Consider the following 25,956-nt stretch of genomic DNA (forward strand, 5'->3'; position numbering starts at 1 on the left):
TCACGTCACGGCCGGGGGACGCCCATCGGGTTCGGGACCGGGACCACGCCCGCGTCGATCACCGTGCGGCTCAGGGGCACCGCCAGCTCCAGCACCCGCTCGAAGTCGGCGCCGAGCGCGGCGACCGGGGCCGAGGCCAGCCGATCCGTGTCCTCCTCGATGCGGCGGCGCAGCGAGGCCCCCGCCGGGGTCAGCTGACCGGCCTCGTCCAGTAGGCCGCGGCTTCGCAACGCCTCGATCGCCGACGTCCACTGCTCGTCGGACCAGCCGCGGTGGGGCTGGACGTCCGCGCGGGTGATCACGCCGTCGCCGATGTGGGTCAGCGTCGTCTCCAGGCCCGTCAGGCCCGCGTGGACCGCCGCCAGGACGTGGCCGTCGCCGCGGTGCTCGCGCAGCACCGTCGCCGCCAGCCAGAGGCGGGCCAGGGCGCTCGACGGCCGGGGTACCGCGGACCAGGCCGCCGCCAGCGGGCGGCCGTCGAAGCCGCACGCGCCGACGGCCCGTTCCAGCAGCGAGGCCAGCTCGTCGGCCGGCCCCGAGACCCGCGAAAGGGCCGCTTCGACGGCCGCGAGCCGGGACGCCAGGACGTCCGCGGGCGCGGCGAACGTCCACGCGTCCGGCACGGCCCGCGCGACCATCGCGGGCGCGAACCCGAACAACATCGACGTCGCCGCCGCGGGGCCGATCGGGCCCAGCGGGGCGAGGCGGCCCGCGAAGTAGCCCATCCAGTACCCGCGCAGGCCCACCTCCTTCGCCGCGGCCGCCGTCTCCGGCGCGAAGTAGACCACCGCGTGCAGCGGCTCGACCGCCGCCCACAACCGCCGGGCCGGTGAGGTGCTCATGCCGCCATTCTCACCCCCACGCGACCGGCAGCTCCCGCACCCCGTACACCAGCGTGTTGTGCTTGTACGCCAACGACTCCCGCGGCACCGCCAGCCGCAGGTCCGGGACCCGGCGGAACAGCCGCGTCAACGCCTCCTGCAGCTCGACGCGCGCCAGCTGCTGGCCGATGCACTGGTGCGCCCCGAAGCCGAACGCCACGTGCGTGCGCGGCGAGTCGCGGTGGAAGTCGAGCTTGTCGGCGCCCGGGAACAGGTCCTCGTCGCGGTTCGCCGAGTTCAGGGCCGCCACCAGCCACTCCCCCGCCTTGACCGACCGCGCGCCGACCTGGACGTCGGCCGTCGCGTAGCGCAGCACGCCGAACTGGACGACCGACAGGTACCGGAGCAGCTCCTCGACCGCGCGGTCCGGCGCCGAAAGCACGACGTCGCGCTGGGCCGGGTGGTCCAGCAGCACCAGCGTGCTGAGCGCGATCATGTTGGCCGTCGTCTCGTGGCCGGCCACCAGGAGGCTGAGGCCCAGCACGACCAGCTCCTCCGTCGTGAGCGGGTCCCCGGTCGACGCGCCCCGGGCGATCAGCCGGCTGAACAGGTCGTCCTGCGGATTCCGCTCCTTGTCGGCGAACAGCTCCGCCAGGAAGCCGGAAAGTTCGTCGTAGGCGCGTTTTCCGTCTTCGGGACTCGTGTCGGTGCTGACCAGCAAGCCGCTCTGCTGCTGGAACCGCGACCGGTCGGCGTACGGGACGCCCAGCAGCTCGCAGATCACCAGGGACGGGATCGGCAACGCGAAGTCCTGCACCAGGTCGGCCTCCCCCGGGCGGGCGAGCATCGCGTCGAGGTGACTCTCCACCAGCTGCTGGACGTAGCCGCGCATCGCCTCCACGCGCCGCACGGTGAACTCCGCGATCACCATCTTGCGCAGGCGGGCGTGCTCGGCGCCGTCGAGCTGGATGATCGAACCGGGGCTGACCTCCTCGTCGAGGTCGGCGTTCGGGTTGACGTGCACCGAAGACGCGCCGCGCGAGCTCATCGTGCGGTCGGCGAGCACCGCGCGGACGTCGCCGTAGCGCGTCACGAGCCAGGCGTCCATGCCCGCCGGGCAGCGGACCTGCGACGTCGGCGCGGTCTCCCGCAGGGTCGCGTAGTTCTCGGGCGGGTCGAACGGGCATCCGGCCGGTCGCGTCGTCGGGAGGGCCGGGGTTTCGGATGCTGCCGTCACGGCGGATCACACCTCTCTTCCGGTGGTCTGGACACTTCCCACCATGGAGAGAACCGCGGCCGTCGTGGGACGTTCGACCCACTTCCGACCCGGATGGCCTAGCGGGCGCCGTACGCGCCGCCGTTCACGTGCACGACCTGCCCGGTGATGTGCCCGGCTCCCGGCGATGCCAGGAACCGCACGGTTTCCGCGACCTCGCCCGGCGTCCCGGCCCGCTTGTCGAACGCCGCCGAGATCCGCGAGCTGAGCCATTCTTCGGTCAGCGTGCCGTGGAAGAACTCCGTGTCGAGGATGACGCCGGGCGCCACGACGTTGGCCGAACCGGCGGCACCGAGCTGGCGCGCGAGGTCGGTGTTCCACGCTTCGATCGCCGCCTTCGCCGCGCCGTACGAGCCGGAGCCCTGCTTCGCCGCTACAGAGCCGAGAGTCACGACGCGCACGTTGTCCGCGAAGCGCGGCTTCAACGCCGAAGTCACGAGCACGGCGGAGAGGACGTTCGCGGCGAAGTTCGCCTGCCACGCCTCCGCCAGCCCGGCCAGGTCCGTCGGCGCTTCCCGGACGCGATCGGTGTTGCCGCCGGCGTTGTTGACCAGGACGTCGACGCGCGCCGGCAGGTCCGCCAGCGCGGCCTGGACCGCCGCCGGGTCGCTCGCGTCGAACGCCACGGCCCGCGCGCCGATCTGCTCCGCCGCCGCCTCCAGCACGTCCTTGCGGCGCCCGGTGACGGTGACCCGCTCGCCCGCCGCCGCGAAGCCGGCGGCGATCGCCAGCCCGATGCCCGTGCCGCCTCCGGTGACCACGACTTCCCGCTGTTCGCTCATGACGCCATCTTCACCGAGGAAAGCGCTTCCCCGCTCGGATTTCCCGGTCAGCGGGAGGCGATTCGTTAGGAAACTTTACGAATAGGTCTTGACGCCGCGCCGCCGCCCGGCGAACCTGGACGCACGCCGCAGTCATCGTCCGCCCCACCCCTTCCGGAGGCAGCATGACCCGGCGCGCGCTCGTGCTCGTCGCGACCCTGTTCCTCGCTCTGACCGGTGCCGGCCTGGGCACGGCGAGCGCGGCCACCACCCAGCCGACGTTCCTCACCTTCTACGGCTGGTGGGACAACACGCCGCCCGGCGGCGACATCTCCTACCCGCAGATCCACGACACCGCGGGCGGCAAGGGCACCTTCGCCGACCCGATCACCTTCGCCACCAGCAGCAACGAACTCAAGCCCGGCACCAAGGTCTGGGTGCCGCGGGTGAAGAAGTACTTCATCATGGAGGACGGCTGCGACGAGTGTTCGCAGGACTGGAACGGCAAGGGCCCGAACGGCGGACCCGGCCTGCGGCACATCGACCTCTGGCTCGGTGGCAAGGGCGGCAGCGCCTTCGACGCGATCGACTGCGAAGACGCGCTGACGCACTACAACCCCGACAACACGCCGGTCATGGAGCCGGTGGTCGTCGACCCGCCGTCGGACGAGCCCTTCGACGCGACGCCGATCTTCAACACCAGCACGGGTGAATGCTGGGGCGGCGCGAAGCCGAACACGGCGGTCGGCCAGTACCAGAACAACTCCACCGGTACCTGCCTCGAAGCACCGGGCAGCGGCACCACGCTGAAGGTGGACGCCTGCACCGGAGGCGACGCGCAGCGGTTCACCTTCCACGGCGCGTTCCTCGTGATCGACGACAAGTGCGCGGGCATCTCCGGCAGCTCCATCGTGCTGCAGACGTGCACCGGCGGCCCGGCCCAGCAGTGGTCGATCAACCCCGACGGCACCATTTCCGACATCCAGACGAGCAAGAAGTGCTTCCGCGCTTCGGGCACGACGCTCACCGCGGGCAGCTGCTCGGGCACCCAGGCCCGCTGGACGTTCACCGCGGCCGGCACCGGGTCCAGCCTCAGCGTGACGCCGTCGTCGGTTTCCGTCGCCCCGGGCGGCACGGCGACGGCCACCGTCACCAGCACGGACGCCGTCACGCTGGCCTCGAGCGGCGCTCCCGCGGGCGTCACCGTGTCCTTCTCCCCGGCGTCGGTGCCGGCCGGCGGAACCTCGACCGCCACGGTCGCCGCCGGCGCGTCCGCGAGCCCCGGTTCGGCGACGATCACCATCACCGGCGGGACGAAGACCGCTTCGCTGGGCGTGACGGTCACCGGCGGAGGCGGCGGCCAGGAAACCCTGCTCTCCCAAGGGAAGACCGCGACGGCGTCGTCGACGGAGTCGTCGTCCTACCCGGCGAGCGCGGCCTTCGACGGCAACCTGACCAGCACGCGCTGGGCGTCGAAGGAGGGCACCGCGAGTGAGTGGCTGCGCGTCGACCTCGGCGCCACCAAGGCGGTCTCGCACGTCAAGCTGAGCTGGGAGGCCGCCTACGGGAAGGAGTACAGCATCCAGACCTCGGCCGACGGCACGACCTGGACGACGATCTACAGCACCACGACCGGCAACGGCGGCACGGACGACCTCACCGGCCTCACCGGCAGCGGCCGCTACGTGCGGATGAACGGCGTCACGCGCGGGACGTCGTACGGCTACTCGCTGTACGAGATGCAGGTGTACGGCACGGCCTGAGTTGCCGGATCGGCAACACGATTTGCCTCCTCGGTGACGTCCTCCGCATCCTGGGGACGTCACCGAGGAGGAACCATGCCGCACGAGGGCCCCATGATCGTCGAAGACATGCTCAAGCAGGAGTTCTGGGAAGCGATGTACCAGCGCGACGAGCACCGGATCTGGAGCGGGAACGTCAACGCGAACCTCAGCTCCGAGGTCGAGGGACTGACGCCCGGACGCGCGCTGGACCTCGGCTGCGGCGAGGGCGGCGACGCGATCTGGCTCGCGAAGCAGGGCTGGACGGTCGACGGCGCCGACATCTCGACCGTCGCGCTCGCCCGCGCCGAGGCAGCCGGGAAGGAAGCGGGCGTGACCGTGAACTGGCTGCACCGCAACATCCTGGAGTGGCAGCCGGAAGAGCAGTACGACCTGATCTCCGCGCAGTACATGCACCTGCCGCCGAAGCTCCGTGCAGACGTCTTCACCGCGGCCGCCAAAGCGATCCGGCCGGGCGGTTCGCTGCTGGTCGTCGGGCACTCGCCGAAGGCCATGCGCGAGTTCGACGGCCAGAAGCCGCCGGAGGAGCTGTACTTCGAGCCCGAGGAGATCACCACGTACCTCGGCGACGCCTGGGAGTGGCTCGTCGAGACGTGCGAGACGCGCGGCGAGGGTCACCACACCGACGCCGTCTACCGCGCGAAGCGGCTCTGAAATGGCAGCAGGGCCCCTTCACACGCCCTCGACGCGCGTGAAGGGGCCCTGCGGGCTCTTTTCTCAGGCGAGCTGGAGGCCGTAGGCCTGCAGCTCCAGGGTGAGCGGGTAGAAGTAGCTGGTCACGGTGTCGCCGCCGGACAGCGTGCCGAGGCCCTTCTCGCCGTCGTACGCCGGGCCGCCCGAGTCACCGTGGTCGGTGTGCGCGGTGGTGCCGAACTCGTGGTTGAGCACGCCGACGTCGAAGTTGACCGACTCGTCGACCGAGGTGACCTGGCCGCTGCCGCCACCGGTGGTCGAGCCCTGCTTCTGCATCTGCTCACCGACGGTCGGCTCGGCCGCCGAGGTGATCTTCTGGCCGGTGTTGATCTCGCCGGGGCCGGAGCCGTTCGGGCGGGTCAGCAGGCCGGAGTCGGCGCCGGGGCAGTCGCTCTCGACGACCTGGGCCCCGGAGACGTCACCACCGGCCCAGGTGCCGCCGAGGTTCGTGCAGTGGCCCGCGGTGAGCAGGAACGGCGAACCGCCGCGCGTCACGTTGAAGCCCAGCGAGCAGCGGCCCTGGTCGTTCTGGATCGCGTCGCCGTCCTGGATGTGCAGTTCCAGCTTGCCGGTGCGGTGCTCGACGCGGACGCTGTCGCCGTACTTCGCAGCGGCCGCGGTGACCTTGTCGGCGGTCTCCTTGCTGGCCGCGTCGTAGACCTTCACCACGACCTGGTTGGTCTTGGTGTCGATGCCCCACGCGGTCTGCGGGACGTTCTTCACCGCGTCCAGCTGGTTCTTGACGCCGGTGAGCGCGGCGAAGGTGTGCTTGACCTTCTTCACGGTCAGGCCGGCGGCCTGCACCTTCTGCGCCGCGGCGTCGTCGACGACGTTCACGACGGCCTTGCCGTTCTCCAGATAGATGCCACCGGAGGCGGCGCCCAGCGACTGCGCGACCTGCGTCGCGTTCGTGATCGCGTGGGCCTGGAGTTCCGAGAGGGCCAGCGGGGACGCAGTGGCGGCCGACGCGCACACGCCGCTCGTCAGCGCGGCGGCCGACAAGACGGCGAAGGTCTTGAGGGCGGTCTTCCGGGGAGTCATCAACTTCCTCCAGTTTGCCGGTTCGAAGCCTGCGCCGGTCACTTTCGTTGCCGGGCAACCAACGCAACACCGACGAAGGTTGGTTAATAACCAATAGATCCGGACATACCGCTCATCCTGGCCCCGAACGGTCCAGTGACATTGCCGCTTTCGGCGTAACAGTCAGCCTTTGGGCCAGCGGACGTGCGGCTCGTAGTCCGGGTGCTTCCGCAGGTATCCGGCGATGAAGGGGCAGACCGGCACGATCGTCCGGCCCTTCGCCACGACGTCGTCCAGCGCGCCGGCGGCGAGGACCTTGCCCAGGCCCTGGCCGGAGAAGGCGTCGTCGATCTCGGTGTGGGTGAACACCGTCAGGTCGCCGCGCTCGTCGTAGAACGCCATCCCCGCCAGCTTCTCCCCCGCCCACAGCTCGTAGCGGCCTTCGTCGGGATTGTCGACCACTCGGGTCTCGTCGGTCATCGGCTCTCCTCGCTCGGGGTACGTCCTCCATCGTGCGACGGCGGACGCCCGGGTGCTATCCGGGTCGTGAACGTCACTGGGCCGCCCGGGGGACGCGCCCGGCACGTTCGTGTGCATCCCGGCCGCGCCCCTTGGCGGGCACCGGCGGCGTTTGGTTGCCTCACGGGGTGCCTCAGCAGCCGTTCGCCCTCCCCGAGTTCTACCTCCCCCACCCGGCGCGGCTGAACCCGCACCTCGATCGCGCCCGCGCGCACAGCAAGGCGTGGGCGAGCGGCATGGACATGGTCGACGTGCCGCAGCACGGCACGGTGATCTGGACCGAGCACGACCTCGATTCCCACGACTACGCGCTGCTGTGCGCGTACACGCACCCGGACGCCGGCGCCGGCGAGCTCGATCTGATCACCGACTGGTACGTCTGGGTCTTCTACTTCGACGACCATTTCCTCGAGCTGTACAAGCGCACCGGCGACATCGACAGCGCGCGCACGTACCTCGACCGGATCGAGCGGTTCATGCCCGCCGAAGGCGAGATCACCGCGACGCCGGAGAACCCGGTCGAGCGCGGCCTGACCGACCTGTGGAACCGGACCGTCCCGCAGCGCTCGGCCGGCTGGCGGCGCCGGTTCGTCGAGAGCACGAAGGCGCTGCTCGAAGAGTCGTTGTGGGAGCTGGCGAACATCAACGAAGGCCGGCTCGCCAACCCCATCGAGTACGTCGAGATGCGGCGGAAGGTCGGCGGCGCGCCGTGGTCGGCGAACCTCGTCGAACACTCGATGCACGCCGAAGTGCCGGACGGGATCGCCGCATCCCGGGCCATGGAAGTCCTGCGCGACTGCTTCGCCGACAGCGTGCACCTGCGCAACGACCTGTTCTCCTACCAGCGGGAGGTGCAGGACGAGGGCGAGCTGTCCAACGGCGTGCTGGTGTTCGAGAAGTTCCTCGGGCTCTCGACGCAGGAGGCGGCCGACGCCGTCAACGACCTGATCACCTCGCGGCTGCACCAGTTCGAGCACACCGCGCTCACCGAGGTGCCGACGCTGTTCGACGAGCACGGCGTCGACCCAGCCGCCCGCGCGGCCACGTTCGCGTACGTCAAAGGCTTGCAGGACTGGCAGTCCGGCGGGCACGAGTGGCACCTGCGATCCAGCCGGTACATGAACAACGGCGCGCTGGCGGGCCGCGGCGCGACCGGCCTCGGGACGTCGGCGGCCCGCGTCTTCACCTCGGTGCTCGCCACCGCGCCGCAACGGCTGCGCGCGTACGGGCACACGCCGTTCCGCGAGGTTTCGGTGCCACGGCCGTCGTTCGCGGCGCCGTTCCCGCTGCGGTCGAACCCGCACCTGGACGCGTGCCGCACGCGCAACGTCGACTGGGCGCGGCGGACGGGCCTCCTCGACGGCGTCGTGTGGGACGAGCGCAAGCTGCGCGCGGCCGACCTGCCGCTGCGCGCGGCGGGCAGTCACCCGGAGGCGACCGCCGGGCAGCTCGACGTCGCGAGCGACTGGCTGACCTGGGTCGCGTACGCCGACGACTACTACCCGATGGTGTACGGCGCGACCCGCGACCTCGCGGCGGCGAAGGCGGGCAACCTCCGGCTGTCGTCGATCATGGCCGGTTCGGCGCCTTCGACGCCGGTGGAGAGGGCACTCGCCGACGTCTGGGCGCGGACGACCGACCGGGACGCCGTGCGCCGGGCCGTCGACGCGATGACGTCGAGCTGGCTGTGGGAGCTGGCCAACCAGGCGGGCAACCGCATCCCGGACCCGATCGACTACGTCGAGATGCGGCGGCGGACGTCCGGCTCGGGCCTGGCGACGAGCCTCTCGCGGTTCGCCGGCGCGGTGCCGGCGGCGCTGCGCCGGACCCGTCCGGTGCAGGCGGTCGAGCACGCGGCGGCCGACTACTGCGGCCTGCTCAACGACGTGTTCTCGTACCGGAAGGAAATCCAGTTCGAGGGCGAGCTCAACAACGGCGTCCTGGTGGTGCGCAACTTCCTCGACTGCACGGAGGAGCGGGCGTTCGCGGTGGTGGCGGACCTGATCGAGGCGCGGCTGGCGGAGTTCCGGCACGCGGCTTCGGTCGAGTTGCCCGCGTTGCTGCGCGACTACGACGTGGCGCCGGACGTGCGGGAGTCACTGCACGGGTACGTCGCGGAGCTGCGCGACCGGATGGCCGCGACGCTGAACTGGCACGAGAACGTGGGCCGCTACACGGAGACCGAGGCGCGCTACCACCCGATGGCGGCGACCGTCCTCGGCGGCCCGACGGGCCTCGGGACGTCCTCGCTGCGTATCTCGTCCCTGCTGCCCACTGGTCGCTGAGAGGCGTTGTTCGCGCCACTCCGAGGGGCGTGCGGCCGGCGGGAGGGCGATACTCGACACCGTGAGCGGCTTCAACCTGCGTTTCCTCGGCCATTCGACCGTCCGGTTGGAACTCGGTGGCCACGTCGTCCTGACCGATCCCGTGCTCACCGCGCGCGTCGGCGGGCTCACCCGGGTCGTGCCGCCACCGCCGCCCGAGACCTACGCCGACGTCGACCTCGTGCTCGTCTCGCACCTGCACGGCGACCACCTGCACCTGCCGTCGCTGAAGCTGCTGGGGAAGCGGACCCGCGTCGTCGTCCCGCGCGGTGCCGGGGCCTGGCTCGCCAAGAAGGGGTTCCCCCGGACCGAAGAGATCGCGCCCGGGGAGACGCTCGACGAGGGCGGCCTCACCGTCACCGCCACCCGGGCCGTCCACTCCGGACACCGGTGGGGCCCGCGCCTCACGCACGGCCCGCAGAGCCCGGCGATCGGGCACCTCATCGAGAGCGCCGGCAAGAAGGTCTACAACGCCGGCGACACCGACCTCTTCGACGGGATGGCGGACTTCGGGCCGGTCGACGTCGCGCTCCTGCCCGTCTGGGGCTGGGGGCCGAACCTCGGGCCGGGCCACCTCGATCCGGCGCGTGCCGCGGAAGCCGCGCGACGCGTCCAGGCCCGGGCCGCGGTCCCCGTGCACTGGGGCACCCTCGCGGTGCCCGGCCTGAGGCGCACCGCGCGGATGCGGCGGCTGCTCGCGGACCCGCCGCGGGTGTTCGCCGCCGAGGTGCGCAACTCGGCCATCGCCACCGAGGTCCTGTTCACCGAGCCCGGCGCCGAAGTCGTGCTCCCCGCGCCGACGGACCGGGCGTGAGCTGGACCGACCCGGCCGCCATCGGGTACCCGGCCCTGTTCGGCGGCGTGCTGCTCGGCTCGATCATCCCGATCGTGCCCACCGGGGCGGTCGTCGGCGCCGCGGCCGCCGTCGCGACGACCACGGACCACCTGTCCCTGCCGCTGGTCATCGTGCTGGCCACGCTCGGCGCGTACCTCGGCGACGTCGTGACGTTCGGGATTCCGCGCCTGGGCAGCGAAGCCGCGTTCCGCTGGATCAGCCGCCGCCAGCCCGCCGAACGGCTGGAAAAGGCCCGTGCCCAGTTCGCCCGCCGCGGCTGGCAGCTCGTCGTCGTCGGCCGGCTCGTCCCGGCCGGCCGGATCCCGGTCCTGCTGGCGGCCGCGGCGCTGAGCTACCCGTGGCGGCGCCTGCTGCCCGCCGCCCTCGGCGCGTGCGTGCTCTGGGCGACCGCGTACGCCCTGCTCGGGATCGTCAGCGGCGGCATCTTCGACTCACCGGTCATCGCGACGGTCCTGGCGACGGTGCTGGCGACGGTGCTGGTCCTGCTGGTCACCGTGCTGGCGAACCTGATCGCGAAGTGGCGACGCAAGGCGAAGGAGCGAGTGTGACGACGTCCGCGCCGAAGGGCCGGCTGCTGCGCGGCGGCCGGGCTGTCGCCCGCATCCTGCTGGTGTGGGCCGCCGTGACGGGCGCGTTGCGGCTGCTCGACGTGCTGCTGCCCGGTTTCCGGATGACGCACTGGTGGCAGCCGACGGTGTGCGCGCTCGTGCTCGGCCTGCTCGTCGGCGTGGTCTGGCCGCTCGTCATGCGGATCGCCTACCCGCTGGCCTTCTTCACCTTCGGCCTCTTCGGGTTCCTGCTGCTCGGCGCGGGCACCCTCGCTGTGTTCCGCACGATCCCCGGCGTCGAACTGGTCGGGTTCCGGACCGCGGTGATCGTCACCGTGGCGATGGCGGGGGTAGGCGCGCTCATCTCGACGGCCTTGGCCGTCGACGAGGACGAGATCTTCTTCCGCCGCGCCAACCGGCGCCGCCGTCGCCACGCCCCCGCGCCCGGCCAGGGCGAACTGCCGCCCGGCGTGCTGTTCCTCCAGATCGACGGCCTCGGCTACGACACGGCGCGCCGCGCGGTCCGCGACGGCGACATGCCGACGTTCGCCGCCTGGCTCGCCGAAGGCAGCCACACGCTGACGCGCTGGCACACCGACTGGAGCTCGCAGACCGGGGCGAGCGTCTGCGGCATCCTGCACGGCTCCAACCAGGACATCCTCGGGTTCCGCTGGTACGAAAAGGACCGCGACCACGTCATGGCGTGCGCGCACCCGACCGACGCGGCCGAGATCGAACGGCGGCACTCCGACGGGCGCGGCCTCCTCTCCGGCGACGGCGCGAGCCGCGGCAACCTCTTCTCCGGCGACGCCGCACACGTCAGCCTCACGATGAGCTCGATCCCGGTGCTGGTGCCGAAGGGCCTGCGCCACCGCAACCGCGACCGGATCGGCGCGGGCTACTACGCGTACTTCGCGAACCCGGTCAACGCGCTGCGCACGCTGGTCGTCGCGCTGGTCGACGTCTTCCGCGAGATCAGTGCGTCGGTGCGCCAGCGCCGCGCCGGCGTGGTGCCGCGGGTGCCGCGCGGCGGCTGGTACCCGCTGGCCCGCCCGGGCACGACGGTGATCGCGCGCGACGTCGTCGTCTCGGCGATCCTCGGCGACATGCTCGCCGGGCGGCCGGTGGTGTACGCGGACTTCCTCGGCTACGACGAGGTCGCGCACCACTCGGGCATCGAACGGTTCGACACGCTGTCGGTGCTGCGCTCGATCGACCAGCAGATCGCGCGGCTGCACCGGGCTTCGCGGCTCGCCCCGCGCCGCTACCACCTCGTCGTGCTCTCGGACCACGGCCAGACGCAGGGGCAAGCGTTTTCGCAGCGGTTCGGCGAGACGATCGAGGCGTACGTCGGACGGCTGTGCGGCGGTTCGCCGTCGGCGCCGTCGGGCAAGCGCCGCCAAGCCGAGAGCTGGCAGATCAACGCGGCACTGGCGGAGGCGACGAAGGGCGGCGGCCTGATCGCGCGCCGGCTGCGTGCCCGGGTGGAGGACGCGGAGTGCGCCGAAGACCGGCCGCGCACGACATCCGGCTCCCCCGGCGCGGTCACGCGCGTGGCGCCCGGCGTGGTGGTGGTCGTGTCCGGGCACGTCGCGATGGTGTCGTTCACCGAGCACGAGGGCCGCGTCGAGCTGGAGACGATCGAGCGCGAGTTCCCGGACCTGCTGCCGTCGCTGGTCGACCACGACGGCGTCGGGTTCCTGCTGGTCCGCAGCCGCGAGTTCGGCCCGGTGGTCCTGGGCCGCGACGGCCTGCACCGGCTGGCGACCGGCGTGGTGATCGGCGAAGACCCGCTGCTGCCGTACGGTCCGCACGCGGCGGACCTGGTCCGGCGGGTCGACACGTTCCCGCACTGCGCGGACGTGATGATCAACAGCCGCTACGACCCGGATTCCGACCAGGCGTCCCCGTTCGAGACGCACGTGGGTTCCCACGGCGGCCTGGGCGGGCCGCAGCAACGCGGTTTCGTGGTGCACCCGCGGGAGTTCGCGGTCCCCGGCGAGGTCGTCGGGGCGGAGGCACTGCACCGGGTGTTCCGCGGCTGGCTGACCGAGCTGGGCCACCCTTCGCCCGTTCCCGACGCTGTTTCGGAGGTTGTTTCGTGAGTTTGACGGTGTACGGCGCTTCCTGGTGCCCGGACGTGAAGCGCAGCCGCGCGCTGCTCGACCGCGAGGGCGTCGAATACTCCTATGTGGACGTCGAAGCCGACGCGGCCGCCGAAGCGCGGGTGCGCGAGCTGCAAGACGGCGAGCGCCGGATCCCGACGATCGTGTTCGCCGACGGCACGTTCCTGGTCGAGCCGTCGGACGACGAGCTGAGCGAGCGCCTGTGAAGCTGTTGCGCGAACTGCCGCTCGGCACGCGGGTCGTCGTCCGCTACCGGGTCGAGGGCGGGTTCACCGACGCGCTCGGGAACCTCGTGGCCCGCGACGAAACCACCTGCACCGTGGACACCCGGCGCGGGCCGGTCGTCGTGGCGTTCGACCGCGTCGCCCTCGCCAAGCCCGTGCCGCCACCGCCGGTGCGGGCGTCGCGGTTCGACGCGCTCGTGGCCGAAGCCGACGCGGTGTCCGTCGACGGCTGGGACTTCTCCTGGCTCGACGGCCGCGCCACCGAAGCCCGTCCGTCCTGGGGTTACCAGCGGCTGCTCGGCGAGCGTCTCGCCACGGCCGAGGCGGCCCTCGACCTGGAGACCGGCGGCGGCGAGGTGCTCGACGGCTGCCCGTCGCTGCCGCCGCTCATGGCCGCCACCGAGTCGTGGCCGCCGAACGTCGCCAAGGCGAGCGCGCGGCTGCGGTCGCGCGGGGTGGTCGTCGTGGCCACCGAGGGCGTCCCCTTCGGCGACGACGTGTTCGACCTCGTCTCCAGCCGCCACCCCGTGACGACGGCGTGGGCCGAGATCGCCCGCGTCCTGCGGCCCGGCGGGAGCTACTTCTCGCAGCAGGTCGGCCCGGCGAGCGTGTTCGAGCTGGTCGAGTTCTTCCTGGGCCCGCAGGAGCCGGAAACCCGCAACAGCCGCCACCCCGGCCGGGCCGTGGCGGCGGCCGAAGCGGCGGGCCTCGAAGTCACCGATCTGCGGTCGGAGTCCCTGCGCACCGAGTTCTTCGACGTCGGTGCCGTGGTCTACTTCCTGCGCAAGGTGATCTGGATGGTCCCGGGGTTCACCGTGGCCCAGTACCGCGGCCGGCTGCGCGAGCTGCACGAGAGGATCGAGCGCGACGGCCCGTTCGTCGCCCACACGACGAGGTTCCTCATCGAAGCCCGGAAGCCTTGACGATCGCCGCTTCGACGCCGTCCAGCGGTCGAAATCGACCTTACGGCCCATAGCGACGCACCCCACTCTCAGCTAAAAATGAGATATGGCTGATAGTGATTTCCCCAGGACGCCAACCCAGGAAGCGATCAGCGAACGATCGGTATCAACGTACGTCAGAGATGTTCCAAGATCGACTATCAGGATTCCAGGAGAGGCGCTCTCCATCCTGAAAGCGGAGGCAGAGAAGTTTCGAAAGACCGCCGAGCAGACACTCGCCGACTTCGAACACCAGCGCCCGACGGCGACAGTTCGACATGCTCGAAACAACCTTCTCAGCTTGGTCGGACAGGCGATCCACATCGCTGGAATAGCTGTTCACCAGAGCAACCTCGTCGAAGCGATCATCGCCCGCATTCCTGACAATCTTTTGGCCGACGTGTCAATTTATCTGGATGACCAAGAGGGAGTATCGCGAGTCGAACGTGAAGTGGTCGCTTTAGTCGAGTTCGCCGGTGGCGTCATCGTTGACGCGGAAGAACCCGTCTCTGGCTCATGGTTCCGCCGGATGCGCGCCCTTTTCGCGCAGGCAACCGCGCCCCATGTCGGCCAGGACGCACTCACCTTGGGGGCCCAAGCAGCCACGTCACGATTGGTGAACGCCTCGAACGCGCAGAACACCGCGACCCTAATGCAGAACCTGGGGCCACTGCTGACCTCGATCGAACGATACGAGAACGTCGTGATCCGAGTGCAGGCGCTCCTGATCGTCAAAGTGGACGGATCACTCGTCGTTCATCAACTCACTCCCGCTCAGCAGCTCACGCTCGACCGGAACCCCGACCTGGCCCGATTGCCGCACGACATCCTGCCAGCTCTCGGCCTTTCGTCCCACACAACCTTGAACTCGTCAAAACTGCTGGCGGCGGAGCGACCGACGGTTCGAAGCGAATCCCCTTAACCCGAATGCCAAGTCAGCTCAGCTTGACGATCGCCGCTTCGACGCCGTCCAGCAGCAGCTCCAGCCCCGCCTCGAACGACTGCCGGGCCTCCCGCTCCAGGTAGGGCTCGTCCGAGGCCTCCACCGGTGCGCTCAGCCGCGCCACCGTGGGAAACCGGGCCGCCAGGTCCGGGGCCAGCTCGCCCAGCAGGGCCGACCGCGCGTACCACCAGTCCTCTTCGGACAGTCCCGTCTCGCGGGCCGCCTGGCGGGACTCCGCCGCCGTCTGGACCGAGCCGCGGACGATGTTGAACAGCGCCGACACCACCCACCGGACCCGCGCCAGGGGCAAGCCGGTCGTCGCCAGGACCGACAGCAGCGTCTCCTGGACGTGGAACTCCCCCGGCCCGAGCACCGGGCGCGCCGGCGAGACCTGCAGGAGCCACGGGTGCCGCAGGTGCAGGTCCCACAGCGCGTCGGCCAGCGCCGATGCGGCCGCCCGCCAGCCGTCGGAAGACGCGAACGACGACGGCAGCTCCCCCAGCGTCCGGTCGTACATCAGGTCGACCAGCTCGGTCTTGCCCGGCACGTAGGTGTACAAAGCCATCGCCGTCCGGCCCAGGCGCTCACCGACCGAGCGCATCGACAGCGCCGCCATGCCGTCGGCGTCCGCGATCTCGATCGCCGCCGCGACGATCGCCTCCACCGACAGGCCCGGTTTGGGCCCGGGGCCCGTGCGCGGCGCGACCACGCGCGGCCCCCACAGCAGTTCCATGGACCGCCGGGCGTCGCCCTGACCCGCGAAGACGACCACCTTGCCGACTCCTTACACCATAAAGTAATGTACGATCGAAAATCACTATACGGCCTAAAGTATCAAAGAAGGACGGTATGACCTCACCCAGGCGGGCCGCCGACACCCACGACGTGATCGAGGTCCGGGGAGCCCGGGAGAACAACCTCGCCGGCATCGACCTGGACATCCCGAAGCGCCGGCTCACGGTGTTCACGGGCGTGTCCGGCTCCGGCAAGTCGTCCCTGGTCTTCGGCACCATCGCGGCCGAGTCCCAGCGGCTGATCAACGAGACCTACAGCGCCTTCCTCCAGTCGTTCATGCCGAGCCTGTCGCGCCCGGACGTCGACCTGCTCGAGAACCTGAGCGCGGCCATCGTCGTCGACCAGGAGCGGATGGGCGCCAACTCGCGCTCGACGGTCGGCACCGCGACCGACGCCTACGCGATGCTGCGGATCGCTTTCTCGCGCCTGGGCGAGCCGCACGTCGGCACGTCCGGCGCGTTCAGCTTCAACCTGCCCGAGGGCATGTGCCCGGCCTGCGAGGGCCTCGGCCGGGTGTCCGACCTCGACGTGAACGCCCTGCTCGACTTCGACAAGTCCCTGCACGACGGCGCGATCCTCGTCCCCGGCTTCACGCCGGACAACTGGTACGTGCAGACCTACCTCTCCTGCGGTTTCTTCGACCCCGACACCAGGATCCGCGACTTCACGCCCGCGCAGCTCGACGACCTGCTGCACAAGGGCCCGTGCAAGGTGAAGGTCGGCAAGACCACCGTCACCTACGAGGGGCTCGCGGTGAAGGTCCGCCGGCTTTACCTGCAGAAGGACACCGAGTCGCTGCAACCGCGGCTGCGCGCGTTCATCGAGCAGGCCGCGACGTTCAAGACCTGCGACGCCTGCGGTGGCGCCCGGCTGAACCCGGCCGCGCTGTCCGCGAAGATCGACGGCAAGAACATCGCCGACTGCGCCGCCCTCCAGATCAGCGACCTCGCCGAGTTCGTCCGGAACCTCGACGCGCCGTCGATCCGGCCGCTGCTGGGCAACCTGCGCGACACGCTCGACTCGCTCGTCGAAATCGGCCTCGGCTACCTGTCGCTGGACCGCGAATCCGCGACGCTCTCGGGCGGCGAGGCGCAGCGCGTGAAGATGGTGCGGCACCTGGGATCCAGCCTCACCGACGTCACGTACGTCTTCGACGAGCCGACCGTCGGGCTGCACCCGCACGACATCGAGCGGATGAACAACCTGCTCCTTTGCCTGCGGGACAAGGGGAACACGATCCTGGTCGTCGAGCACAAGCCGGAGACCATCCGGATCGCCGACCACGTCGTCGACCTCGGTCCCGGCGCGGGCGCCGACGGTGGCCGGCTCTGCTACACCGGCGACCTCGACGGCCTGCGCGCGTCCGGCACGCTCACCGGCCGCCACCTCGACCACCGCGTGACGCTCCGGCAAGAGGTCCGCACGCCGTCGGGTCACCTGAGCATCACCGGCGCGAAGCTGCACAACCTGCGTGACGTCAGTGTCGACCTCCCGCTCGGCGTGCTGACCGTGGTGACCGGCGTGGCCGGGTCCGGCAAGAGCTCGCTGATCCACGGCTCGCTCGCGCACCGCGAGGACGTCGTCGTGGTCGACCAGTCGGCGATCCGCGGCTCCCGGCGGTCCAACCCGGCCACCTACACCGGCCTGCTCGACCCGATCCGGACGGCGTTCGCCAAGGCCAACGGCGTCAAGGCGAGCCTGTTCAGCGCCAACTCCGAAGGCGCGTGCCCGCAGTGCAAGGGCCTCGGCGTGATCTACACGGACCTGGCGATGATGGCCGGTGTCGCGTCGACCTGCGAAGAGTGCGAGGGCAAGCGGTTCACGCCCAAGGTGCTCACGTTCGAACTGCGCGGCAGGAACATCAGCGAGGTCCTCGGCATGTCCGTCGCCGAGGCGCGGGAGTTCTTCCCGGCCGGCACCGCGCGGAAGGTGCTCGACCGGCTCGCCGACGTCGGCCTCGGCTACCTGACGCTCGGGCAGCCGCTCACCACGCTCTCCGGCGGCGAGCGGCAGCGGCTCAAGCTCGCGATCCGGATGGCCGGGAAGGGCTCGACCTACATCCTCGACGAGCCGACGACCGGGCTGCACCTCGCCGACGTCGACCAGCTGCTCGCGCTGCTCGACCGGATCGTCGACGCGGGCAACACGGTCATCGTCATCGAGCACCACCAGGCCGTGATGGCCCACGCGGACTGGCTGATCGACCTCGGCCCCGGCGCCGGCCACGACGGCGGCCGGGTCGTCTTCACCGGGACGCCCGCCGAACTGGTGGCCGGCGCGTCCACGCTCACCGCCCGCCACCTGCGCGAATACCTGGGGAAGCCGTGAACCCGACCGGACTGCTCGAAGTCACCGCGGTGCGCAAGCCGACACCGCGCACCGTGCGCGTCACCTTCACCGGCGACGGACTGGCCGACCTCGAACCGTGGCCCGACCAGCAGCTCAAGCTCCTGTTCCCGCCGCCGGGCCGCCCGGTGCGGCTCCCCGAACCCGACGACGACGTCATGCGCTGGTACCAGGCGTACCTCGCGATCCCCGAGGACGAACGCCCGGTGATGCGCAGCTACACGGTGCGCTCGCGGGAGCGCGCCACGATCGACGTCGAGTTCGTGCTGCACGACGGCACCGCGGGCCCGGCCACAGCGTGGGCCGGGACCGCGAAGGAGGGTGACGTGCTCGGCCGGTACGGCCCGGACGCCGCCTACCGCCGCGCACTGTCCACCGCGGACACCCTGGTGCTCGCCGGGGACGAGACCGCGGTGCCCGCCATCGCCGGCATCCTGTCCGAAGTGGACAACGCCGTGGCGTTCGTCGAGGTCCCGGACGCGGCCGAGGAACAGCCGCTGCCCGTCCACTGGGTGCACCGCGACGGCGCCGGGCACGGCGTCAAGCTGCTGGAGGCCGTCCGAGCGGTGAAGTTCCCCAAAGGTTCGGTTTCGGCGTGGCTCGCGGGCGAAGCGGGGATGGTGCGGTCGCTGCGGCGGCACCTCGTCGGCGAACGCGGGCTCGAGAAGCGGGCAATCGAGTTCACCGGGTACTGGCGCCGCCGGCTGACCCAGGACGACGCGCCGACCACCGAGGACCTGGCCGACGCCGCCGAACTGCTCGCCCGAGCGGGCGAACCACCGGTGGGCTGATCGGCCGCGGGGGCGGACAAGGCTGCCCGAAGGGGAGGTATCCGGTCCCGGTGCTTGCCGGGGCCGGACCCCGGAGCGACCGTGATCGGGCTCAGTTCGCTCCGGGAGGTCCTCAGCCATGCCCGAACCCGCTCCGCACGCCACCGAAGACGTCCCGCCGAGACCCGTCTGGCAGCGCGACGTCGGCCGCCGCACGATCCTCGCCGCGGGCGGCGCCGCCCTGCTGCTGGCGAACCTGCCCGGGGACTCGCCGCCGCAGGCCGTCCTCGCCGCCGACGCGACGCCGGATCTCACGCTCGACCTGCTGCGCCGCGAAGACATGCTCAAGCTGCGCTTCGAATTCTTCAACCTGCGCCGCTCGACCGCCGCGGGGCCGCCGAAGCTGGTGCCGGTCGACGCGGGCGCGCAGTCGGTGATCGTCGTCCACTTCGACAGCCAGCACCTGATGGAGGAGACGACGTACGTCTCCGACCCGAACGGGAACCCGCCGGCGAACCTGCCCGCCCCCGGCTCCATCGCCACCCGCGCGGCCGGCCCGAGCCGGATCGCGTTCCTCATGCCGTCGACGGTGAAGGAACTGCCCTACACCGAAGAAGGCCTGCTCGCCTGGCCGGCGTGGGTGATGCGGGTCGTGCCGAAGACCGCTCCGGCGCCGCCGGACCAGCTGACCAGCGACCTGCTGCTGGTCGACTGGCTGCACCTGACGCCCGAGCAGTACGCGTCGTGGGCGCACGTCACGCACCCGGTGACGTCGGCGGGCCGTACCGAGCTGTGGCACACCCGCCTGGCCCCGCGTGACGACTTCGGCCGCCCGGACCCGTTGCTGGGCCCGGCCGAGATCCGGGCGGTCGCCGCCGACACCCCGGACGACCCGCGGTTCGACGACCTGCTCAGCCGGCCGCAGACGCTCACCGACATCGTCACGCAGTCGAACACGCGCGGCGCGGTCCGGGGCGACCTCGTCCTGCTCTCGGCACTGGGCTCGTCCCTCGAACTGGAGGGCAGGTGGGCCGAGGGCACGCTCGCCGGCTGGCGGCACCGCTCGGCGCTGGGCCGCGACAACTACGTGCGCATCGAGGAGCGGGGCTTCCTCTTCCCCCACGGTCACAAGGCGACGCTGATCACGGAGACCGAGCGCACCATCGCGGGCGGTGCCGCGCGGCTTCTGCGCCGCCAGTTCGTGCGGATCCAGGAACCGGTGAAGTTCTTCGAGGACAACGGGTTGCCGTTCCGGTCGGTCGAGATCGCGATGACCACCACCCCGAACCTCGCCGCGAACCGCGAACGCATCGGGAGCACCGACGCGTTCTGGGTGCAGTACCAGCTCGGCACGGACGTCGTCGACGTCCCGGTGCCGATCGTCGCCGTCGACTGGGCCGGCAACCGGATCGACTCGGTCGCGCACGTCGCGTTCGTCTACGAGGACGACGCCACGAAACCCGCGGTGCTGACCGCGTTGCAGGCCCAAGCGGACCCGAACCAGTTCGAAACCGTCCACCCGCGCCGCACCCACGAGCTGGGCGGGCAGAAGGTCGCCTTCGGGCCCGTGCCCGCCGCGGCCGGCCTGGCGGCCGATCCCCCGCGCACCACCACGTTCCCGGCGCTTCGCCTGCACCTCAACGTGAAGCTGCGCGTGCAGGCCGGCGAGGCCGGGTTCGCGCCGCAGATGCTGGCCGCCGAGATCCGGATGCCCGCGGTCGAGGCGCTCGCCGGCGGGCGGGAACTCGCCACCACCATCGGCTACGACCCGGACTACGTCACGGGTTCCTTCGAAGCCGTGAAGGGCGAGCTGTTCGCGCGGGTCAGCCCGACCGTCGCCGACGTCGGCCGGCTGGTGCAGGCGATCACCGCCCAGAACCCGCTGCCCTCCGTCGAAGCCGTGACGGCGAAGTTCGGGCAGCAGGTCGCGCAGCTCGGCGGGATCGCCGCGCCGGACCTCGACATCCGCGGCCTGTCGCGGTCGCTCGGCCCGCTGTCCGGGCCCGCGGCCGCGATCGGCGACATCGCGAAAACCGGGTCGTTCAACCCCGGCACCTTCTTCCCGGCGACCGCGAAGCTGCTCGGCGGGCTCAGCCTCGCCGAGGTCCTCGGGTTCGACCCGGACGCGCCGAAGCCGCCCGCGCTGCCGATCGAGAACGCGCCCAAGATCGTCACCACCCCGGAGTACGCCAACGGCAGGGACCTGCCGCCGACCGCCGTCACGACGGTCCTCGACTGGCAGCCGAAGCTGCCGGACAAGCTCACCGCCGGCGTCTTCCACCCGGTCCTCGACGACGGCACGCACGCGACGCTGACCCTGCACGGGGAGAACCGCACCACCTTCGGCACGAGCGGCGTCACCACGACGTCGACGATCAGGGGCGACCTGCGCAACTTCGCGATCGAGCTGGTGAAGGGCGACGACGACCAGCTGTCGTTCATCAAGCTCACCTTCCGCCGGTTCGCCTTCGAGCAGCACGACGGCGCGAAGCCGGTGATCCACGTCGAGCTGGACCGGATCGACTTCGAGGGCCCGCTGAAGTTCGTCAACACCCTGCAGCAGTTCCTGGTCAGCACCGGCAAGGGCCTGGGCATCGACGTGCGGCCGTCCGGCATCACGGCGGGCTACACCCTCGCCATCCCGGACGTCGGCATCGGCGTGTTCGCGTTGCAGCACCTGGCGTTCAGCGCCGCGTTGTCCATCCCGTTCGACGGCTCGCCGGCCCGGGCGCGGTTCGCGTTCTGCAGCCGGGAGCACCCGTTCACGCTCACCGTGTCGCTGTTCGGCGGTGGCGGGTTCTTCGCGCTGGCGCTGGGCACCGACGGCTTCGAGCTGGTGGAGGCGTCGATCGAGTTCGGCGGCGCGGTCGCGTTCAACCTCGGGGTCGCCAGCGGGTCGGTCTCGGTGATGGCCGGGATCTACTTCAAGCTCGAGCGCCTGCCGGCCCCGCCCTCGGGCGGCGAAGGGCACGACGAGATCACGCTCACCGGGTACGTCCGGGCGAACGGCTCGCTCAACGTCCTCGGCCTGATCACCATTTCGGCCGAGTTCTACCTGGCGCTGAGCTACACCGGCGGCGGCGGGAAGAACCTCGTCGAAGGCGAGGCGTCGCTGACCGTCGAGATCGACATCCTGTTCTTCTCGAAGTCGGTCACGCTCACCGTGCACAAGTCCTTCGCCGGTCCCGGTTCTTCGTCGCTCGCCGCCCGCGACGCGGCCGCGCTGCCCGCCGGCGGTCCGCCGTCCTTCGGCGACCAGATGAGCCAGGACGACTGGAACACCTACTGCGACGCGTTCGCGGCCTGAGGAGACGAGTGATGGCCACCCAGACGATCCTGAGCACCGCCCTGCCCAACGGCGTGCGGACCGAGCAGGGCAAGACTTTCCTTTACCTGTCGGCGTTCCTGTCCCCGCGGTTGACCGGCGCGGACACCCTGTCCGCGTTCCCCGACTGGCTCGACTGGCCCGCCGCCGCGGTCGAGTTCGACGTCTCGCTCGGCGGCGCGGTCACCCGTGCCGAGAAGCTGCCGCAGGACCTGCGGTCCGACCTGTGGAAGAAGCTCTTCGCCGGCACCTCGGCCGTCGGGGCGGCGACCGCGCCGCCGATGCCGCCGGCCAAGACGTTCGTCCGGTCCTACCCGGTGCGCAACGTGCGCAACTTCGTCCGCGACCAGTACGCGCTGATGGCGGCGAACAACCCGACCACGCACCCGACGATCACCGACTACCTCGGCGCGCCGCAGCAAGGCGTGCGGGTGAGCGGGAACCGGTGCGGCCCGCGGAGCCGGTACCGGCTGCACGACACGTGGATCTCGCCGTCGACGAAGGCGGCGGTCACGGGCGACCTGGCGCTGTACTTCTTCTACGCCAAGTTCATCGACCGCGACGACCCGGCGCTGCGTCAGATCCGGGACTCCCACGGCCTGAGCGACCAGCAGCTCGACTTCCTGCTCTCGGAACACTTCCACGGCCGGCCCGCCGCCGCCCGCCCGCACGTCGTGAACTTCGCGGGTGACGCGTTCCGAGCCGCGGCCGTCCCGGAACCGCCGAACTTCCACTCGGTCGTCGGCTCGCTCGGCCAGTACCCGGCCCTGCTGCGGAAGTTCGGCCTGGTCCGCGACCTGCGCATTCCGCTGCCGGACCCGCTGCCGAGCGGGCCGACCTGGGTGACGGTCACCCCGGTCCGGCCCGGCACGCAGGTGACCGCCCAGCGGACCGACTGCACGGTCACCGCGACGACGTTCACGGCGAACGCCCGCACGCCGCTGCTCGCCGGCGGCCTCCTGCAGCTGGGCGGCCCGGACTTCGACGTCACCGAGGTCGACCCCGACTCGGCCGCGGTGAAGCTGCTCGGCTTCGGCGAGAGCGTCGCGCGGCTCGACCCGTTCGGCGGCGTCGGGCGGCCCTCGTCCGACGCGCCGGACACCGCCGCGCCACCCGCGTTGCAGAGCAACGGCTTCTCGATCACCGAAACCGGGCGGGCCAAGCGGATCTGGGGCGCGGTGGACCAGGCGGACAAGCTGGCGAACGGTGCGTCGGCGAGCGCTGAGGACCTGACCCGCGGGCTGCGCTTCGACGTCTGGGACGACGTCACGAAGAGCTGGCACAGCCTCTGCCGGCGCCAGGGCACCTACACCGTGGCCGGTACCGCGGTCACCGCCGCCGACGAAGGCGTCGTCACGACCGCGCACACGACCCAGCCGGACGACCCGACGCAGACGGTGTTCCTCCACGAGTCCCTGGCCCGGTGGAGCGGCTACAGCCTGGTCGCGCCGCGCCCGGGCAAGGCCGTCGCGGACGACGGCGCGCTCGTCGCGGGCGACGGCACCGAGCCCGACCCGGCGTTCCCGCTCGGCGTGAAGTTCAAGGCCGTGCCGGGCAGCCTGCCGCGGCTGCGGTTCGGCCGCTCCTACCGCTTCCGCGCGCGGACGGCCGACCTCGCGGGCAACGGCCCGGCCCTCGCCGACGTGCCCGGCGACGCCGGGGCGACCGCGCCGCAGAAGTACACGCGGTTCGAGCCGGTCGTCTCGCCGCACGTGCTGTTCCGCAAACCCCGCACCGAAGGCGAGTCGGCGGAGCGGCTGGTGATCCGCAGCAACTTCGACACCGCCGCGACCGCCGACTGCCAGCGGCACCTCGCGCCGGTCCGGATCGCGGAGCTGCTGGCCGAGCAGCACGGCCTGTTCGACCTGCCGGCGACCCTGCTGACCCCGCCGGTGATGAACAAGCTCGCGTACGGCCGGATCAAGCAGAAGGACACCGGCTCGTTCGACCAGGGCGGCACGCCCGACAGCGGCGGCTACGGCATCCCGTACTACGACACCGACCAGCTGACCCTGCCCTACCTGCCGGACGTGCTCAGCCGTGGCGCCGCGTTCGCCGGGCTGCCCGGCACGGCCGACGGCGAGGTCGTCACCGGGGACTTCGATCCCGTGCCGCTGCTGGGGACCTGGCCGGACTACCGGCCGTTCCGGCTGCGGATGGTCGAGGGCACCGGAAAGCCGAAGTTCGACCCGCTGTTCCGGGTGCTGACCGTGCAGGTCCCGAAGGGCCGGACGTTCGAAGTGAACTACAGCAGCGTCCTCGCCGACGCCGACATCGACCTGCTCGGGCCGTGGAAGTGGCTGGCGGACGCGGTCGCCGCGGGCACGGTGACGCTCCCGGCCGGGACGACGCTCGACTCCCTGCGGGCACTGGCCCGGCAGGGCCGGCTCTGGCAGCTGACGCCGTTCCGCACGCTGACGCTGGTCCACGCGATCAAGCAGCCGCTCACCACGCCCGCGCTGGGGAAGCCGGTCGCGGTGCGCAAGCCCGGCGAAACGTCCGCCCGGATCGTCGACCGGCTCACGTTCGACCGGCCGAGCACCAGCCGCATCGACCTGCAGGCCGCGTGGAGCGAGCAGATCGACGACGTCACCCTGCCCGCCCCGGCACCGAGAGCGGGCGCCGCGGCGGCGTTCGGCGTGGTGGCGCAGCCGGACGACCCGGCGGGCCCGGTGCTCCCGCTCGACGAGCGGCACGAGTTCCACGACACGAAGTACCGCAGCGTGCGGTACACGCCGATCGGCACGTCCCGGTTCGCCGAGTACTTCCTGCAGCGCGCCACGGTCAAGCCGGCCTCGTCGCCGATCGTCGTGGACAGGGGCGGCATCGTGCCCGCGTCGGACGTCGTCCGGGCGAACGCGACGACCTACGTCCGCGGCACCGACTACGACGTCGACTACGGGCAGGGCACGATCACGTGGCGCGCCGCTCCGGCGCCCGCGTCGGTCGAGGTCGCCTACGTGCCGCCGCCGATCACGCGGGCGGGTGCGGCGCTGACGATCGACGTCCCGAGCACCGCGCGGCCGGCCGTGCCGGACGTCGCCTACGTCGTGCCGACGTTCGGCTGGACGACGGAGACGACGGCGTCGCAGGTGACGAGCACCCGGCGCGGCAACGGCCTGCGGGTGTTCCTGAACCGGCCGTGGTTCTCCTCCGGCGACGGCGAACAGCTCGGCGTGCTCCTGGCCGACGGCCCGGCGGTCCCGGCGGACCTGACCCGGTACGTGACCGACTGGGCGCAGGACCCGGCGTGGCGGTCGGCCGCGTTCACCCGGCCGCCGCAGGTCGGCGACTTCCCGCTGGCCGTGCACCCTCGCTCGGGGCTCAAGCTCGTCGAAGGCGTGGCGTCGCCGGTCGCCGTCGCGCCGCACGACGTCGGCTACGACGCCGAGCGCAAGCTTTGGTTCTGCGACATCACCTTCGCGGCTCCGCAGCCTTCGCCGTACACGCCGTTCGTCCGGCTGGCGCTGGCCCGCTACCAGCCGGTGTCGGTGCCCGACGTCGAGCTGTCCGCGGTGGTGCAGGCGCAGTTCGCGCAGCTGTCGGCGGACCGGGTCGCGACGGCGGTGTTCGCGTCGCCGACGTCGGTGCGGCTCACGGTGACCGGGCCGATGCCGGCACCCGCGACCGAGCTGAGCGCGCAGCTGCAGGTGGCCGACCCGGCGCTGAGCGGGAACGTCGCCTGGCAGGCCACCGGGGCGCCCGTCGTGCTGACGGCGTCCGCCACCGGCTGGACCGGCACCGTGGCGCTGCCCGCGCCGCGCGGGAGCCGCCCGTTCCGCCTGGTGCTGACCGAAGCCGAACAGCCGAGCCAGGGCGGCGCGCGGCTCGCCTACGCCGACGCCCTCACCTTCTGAGTCCACTGT

19 protein-coding genes and 1 pseudogene are annotated in these 25,956 nt (G+C 71.5%); 14 read left to right on the top strand and 6 right to left on the bottom strand.

Annotated elements, in window-relative coordinates; translation table 11 throughout:
- Nucleotides 1-5: 5 nt before the first annotated feature.
- The 3 genes from ACWEN0_RS31880 to ACWEN0_RS31890 all read right to left on the bottom strand — a co-directional run bounded on the left by ACWEN0_RS31880 (nt 6) and on the right by ACWEN0_RS31890 (nt 2,879).
- The gene (locus ACWEN0_RS31880; protein ID WP_451981921.1) at nt 6-842 is read right to left on the bottom strand and encodes an SCO6745 family protein; all 837 of its coding nucleotides are present in this window, start codon (nt 840-842) and stop codon (nt 6-8) included.
- A 10-nt stretch (nt 843-852) separates the two neighbouring features.
- The gene (locus tag ACWEN0_RS31885) at nt 853-2,058 is read right to left on the bottom strand and encodes a cytochrome P450 (protein WP_451981924.1); all 1,206 of its coding nucleotides are present in this window, start codon (nt 2,056-2,058) and stop codon (nt 853-855) included.
- Nucleotides 2,059-2,156: 98 nt separating this feature from the next.
- Complete coding sequence (locus tag ACWEN0_RS31890; RefSeq protein ID WP_451981927.1) at nt 2,157-2,879, bottom strand: SDR family oxidoreductase; 723 nt, start codon at nt 2,877-2,879, stop codon at nt 2,157-2,159.
- Between the two features lie 164 nt (nt 2,880-3,043).
- On the opposite strand from ACWEN0_RS31890, the gene ACWEN0_RS31895 reads away from it, so the two are divergent.
- Together ACWEN0_RS31895 and ACWEN0_RS31900 are read left to right on the top strand one after the other, a co-directional pair.
- Complete coding sequence (locus tag ACWEN0_RS31895; protein WP_451981930.1) at nt 3,044-4,621, top strand: discoidin domain-containing protein; 1,578 nt, start codon at nt 3,044-3,046, stop codon at nt 4,619-4,621.
- A 75-nt stretch (nt 4,622-4,696) separates the two neighbouring features.
- Nucleotides 4,697-5,314: an SAM-dependent methyltransferase gene (locus ACWEN0_RS31900; RefSeq protein ID WP_451981933.1), complete on the top strand. Its 618-nt coding sequence runs from the start codon at nt 4,697-4,699 to the stop codon at nt 5,312-5,314.
- A gap of 63 nt (nt 5,315-5,377) precedes the next feature.
- On the opposite strand, the gene ACWEN0_RS31905 is transcribed toward ACWEN0_RS31900, so the two are convergent.
- Both ACWEN0_RS31905 and ACWEN0_RS31910 read right to left on the bottom strand, forming a co-directional pair.
- Nucleotides 5,378-6,394 carry a S1 family peptidase gene (locus ACWEN0_RS31905; protein WP_451981936.1) on the bottom strand — a complete coding sequence of 339 codons (1,017 nt, stop codon included), beginning with the start codon at nt 6,392-6,394 and terminating at the stop codon, nt 5,378-5,380.
- Between the two features lie 162 nt (nt 6,395-6,556).
- A complete protein-coding gene (locus tag ACWEN0_RS31910) occupies nt 6,557-6,853 on the bottom strand; it encodes a GNAT family N-acetyltransferase (protein ID WP_451981939.1) in 297 nt (98 codons plus the stop codon).
- Between the two features lie 167 nt (nt 6,854-7,020).
- Between ACWEN0_RS31910 and ACWEN0_RS31915 the strand changes: the two genes are divergently transcribed.
- From ACWEN0_RS31915 to ACWEN0_RS31950, 8 genes and pseudogenes are all read left to right on the top strand, one after another.
- Nucleotides 7,021-9,177 (top strand): terpene synthase family protein, encoded by a 2,157-nt coding sequence (locus ACWEN0_RS31915; protein ID WP_451981942.1) that lies wholly within the window; start codon nt 7,021-7,023, stop codon nt 9,175-9,177.
- A gap of 61 nt (nt 9,178-9,238) precedes the next feature.
- Nucleotides 9,239-10,030 (top strand): MBL fold metallo-hydrolase, encoded by a 792-nt coding sequence (locus ACWEN0_RS31920; RefSeq protein ID WP_451981945.1) that lies wholly within the window; start codon nt 9,239-9,241, stop codon nt 10,028-10,030.
- On the top strand, nt 10,027-10,620 hold the full coding sequence (locus ACWEN0_RS31925) for a DedA family protein (protein ID WP_451981948.1): 594 nt from the start codon (nt 10,027-10,029) through the stop codon (nt 10,618-10,620). Before ACWEN0_RS31920 ends, ACWEN0_RS31925 begins: the two co-directional genes overlap by 4 nt.
- Entirely contained in the window at nt 10,617-12,725 is a 2,109-nt protein-coding gene (locus ACWEN0_RS31930; protein ID WP_451981951.1) for a phage holin family protein, read from the top strand. The genes ACWEN0_RS31925 and ACWEN0_RS31930 overlap by 4 nt, the downstream gene beginning before the upstream one ends.
- Nucleotides 12,722-12,952: a glutaredoxin domain-containing protein gene (locus ACWEN0_RS31935; RefSeq protein WP_451981954.1), complete on the top strand. Its 231-nt coding sequence runs from the start codon at nt 12,722-12,724 to the stop codon at nt 12,950-12,952. The genes ACWEN0_RS31930 and ACWEN0_RS31935 overlap by 4 nt, the downstream gene beginning before the upstream one ends.
- Nucleotides 12,949-13,101: pseudogene (locus tag ACWEN0_RS31940) on the top strand (putative acetyltransferase); the annotation flags it as partial. The gene ACWEN0_RS31935 and the pseudogene ACWEN0_RS31940, both read left to right, overlap by 4 nt.
- A 39-nt stretch (nt 13,102-13,140) precedes the next feature.
- Nucleotides 13,141-13,893 carry a methyltransferase domain-containing protein gene (locus ACWEN0_RS31945; RefSeq protein WP_451982250.1) on the top strand — a complete coding sequence of 251 codons (753 nt, stop codon included), beginning with the start codon at nt 13,141-13,143 and terminating at the stop codon, nt 13,891-13,893.
- 85 nt (nt 13,894-13,978) lie between these two features.
- Nucleotides 13,979-14,833, top strand: coding sequence for a hypothetical protein (locus tag ACWEN0_RS31950; RefSeq protein ID WP_451981957.1), 855 nt, complete (start codon nt 13,979-13,981; stop codon nt 14,831-14,833).
- 13 nt (nt 14,834-14,846) lie between these two features.
- On the opposite strand, the gene ACWEN0_RS31955 is transcribed toward ACWEN0_RS31950, so the two are convergent.
- Nucleotides 14,847-15,626: a TetR/AcrR family transcriptional regulator C-terminal domain-containing protein gene (locus ACWEN0_RS31955; protein ID WP_451981960.1), complete on the bottom strand. Its 780-nt coding sequence runs from the start codon at nt 15,624-15,626 to the stop codon at nt 14,847-14,849.
- A gap of 77 nt (nt 15,627-15,703) precedes the next feature.
- Between ACWEN0_RS31955 and ACWEN0_RS31960 the strand changes: the two genes are divergently transcribed.
- The 4 genes from ACWEN0_RS31960 to ACWEN0_RS31975 all read left to right on the top strand — a co-directional run bounded on the left by ACWEN0_RS31960 (nt 15,704) and on the right by ACWEN0_RS31975 (nt 25,947).
- Entirely contained in the window at nt 15,704-17,977 is a 2,274-nt protein-coding gene (locus tag ACWEN0_RS31960; RefSeq protein WP_451981963.1) for an ATP-binding cassette domain-containing protein, read from the top strand.
- Nucleotides 17,974-18,786 (top strand): siderophore-interacting protein, encoded by an 813-nt coding sequence (locus ACWEN0_RS31965; protein WP_451981966.1) that lies wholly within the window; start codon nt 17,974-17,976, stop codon nt 18,784-18,786. The genes ACWEN0_RS31960 and ACWEN0_RS31965 overlap by 4 nt, the downstream gene beginning before the upstream one ends.
- A gap of 118 nt (nt 18,787-18,904) precedes the next feature.
- A complete protein-coding gene (locus tag ACWEN0_RS31970; protein ID WP_451981969.1) occupies nt 18,905-22,072 on the top strand; it encodes a hypothetical protein in 3,168 nt (1,055 codons plus the stop codon).
- Nucleotides 22,073-22,083: 11 nt separating this feature from the next.
- Nucleotides 22,084-25,947, top strand: coding sequence for a hypothetical protein (locus ACWEN0_RS31975; protein WP_451981972.1), 3,864 nt, complete (start codon nt 22,084-22,086; stop codon nt 25,945-25,947).
- Nucleotides 25,948-25,956: the final 9 nt, after the last annotated feature.

The sequence above is a fragment of the Amycolatopsis sp. NPDC004378 genome (genome assembly GCF_053602455.1).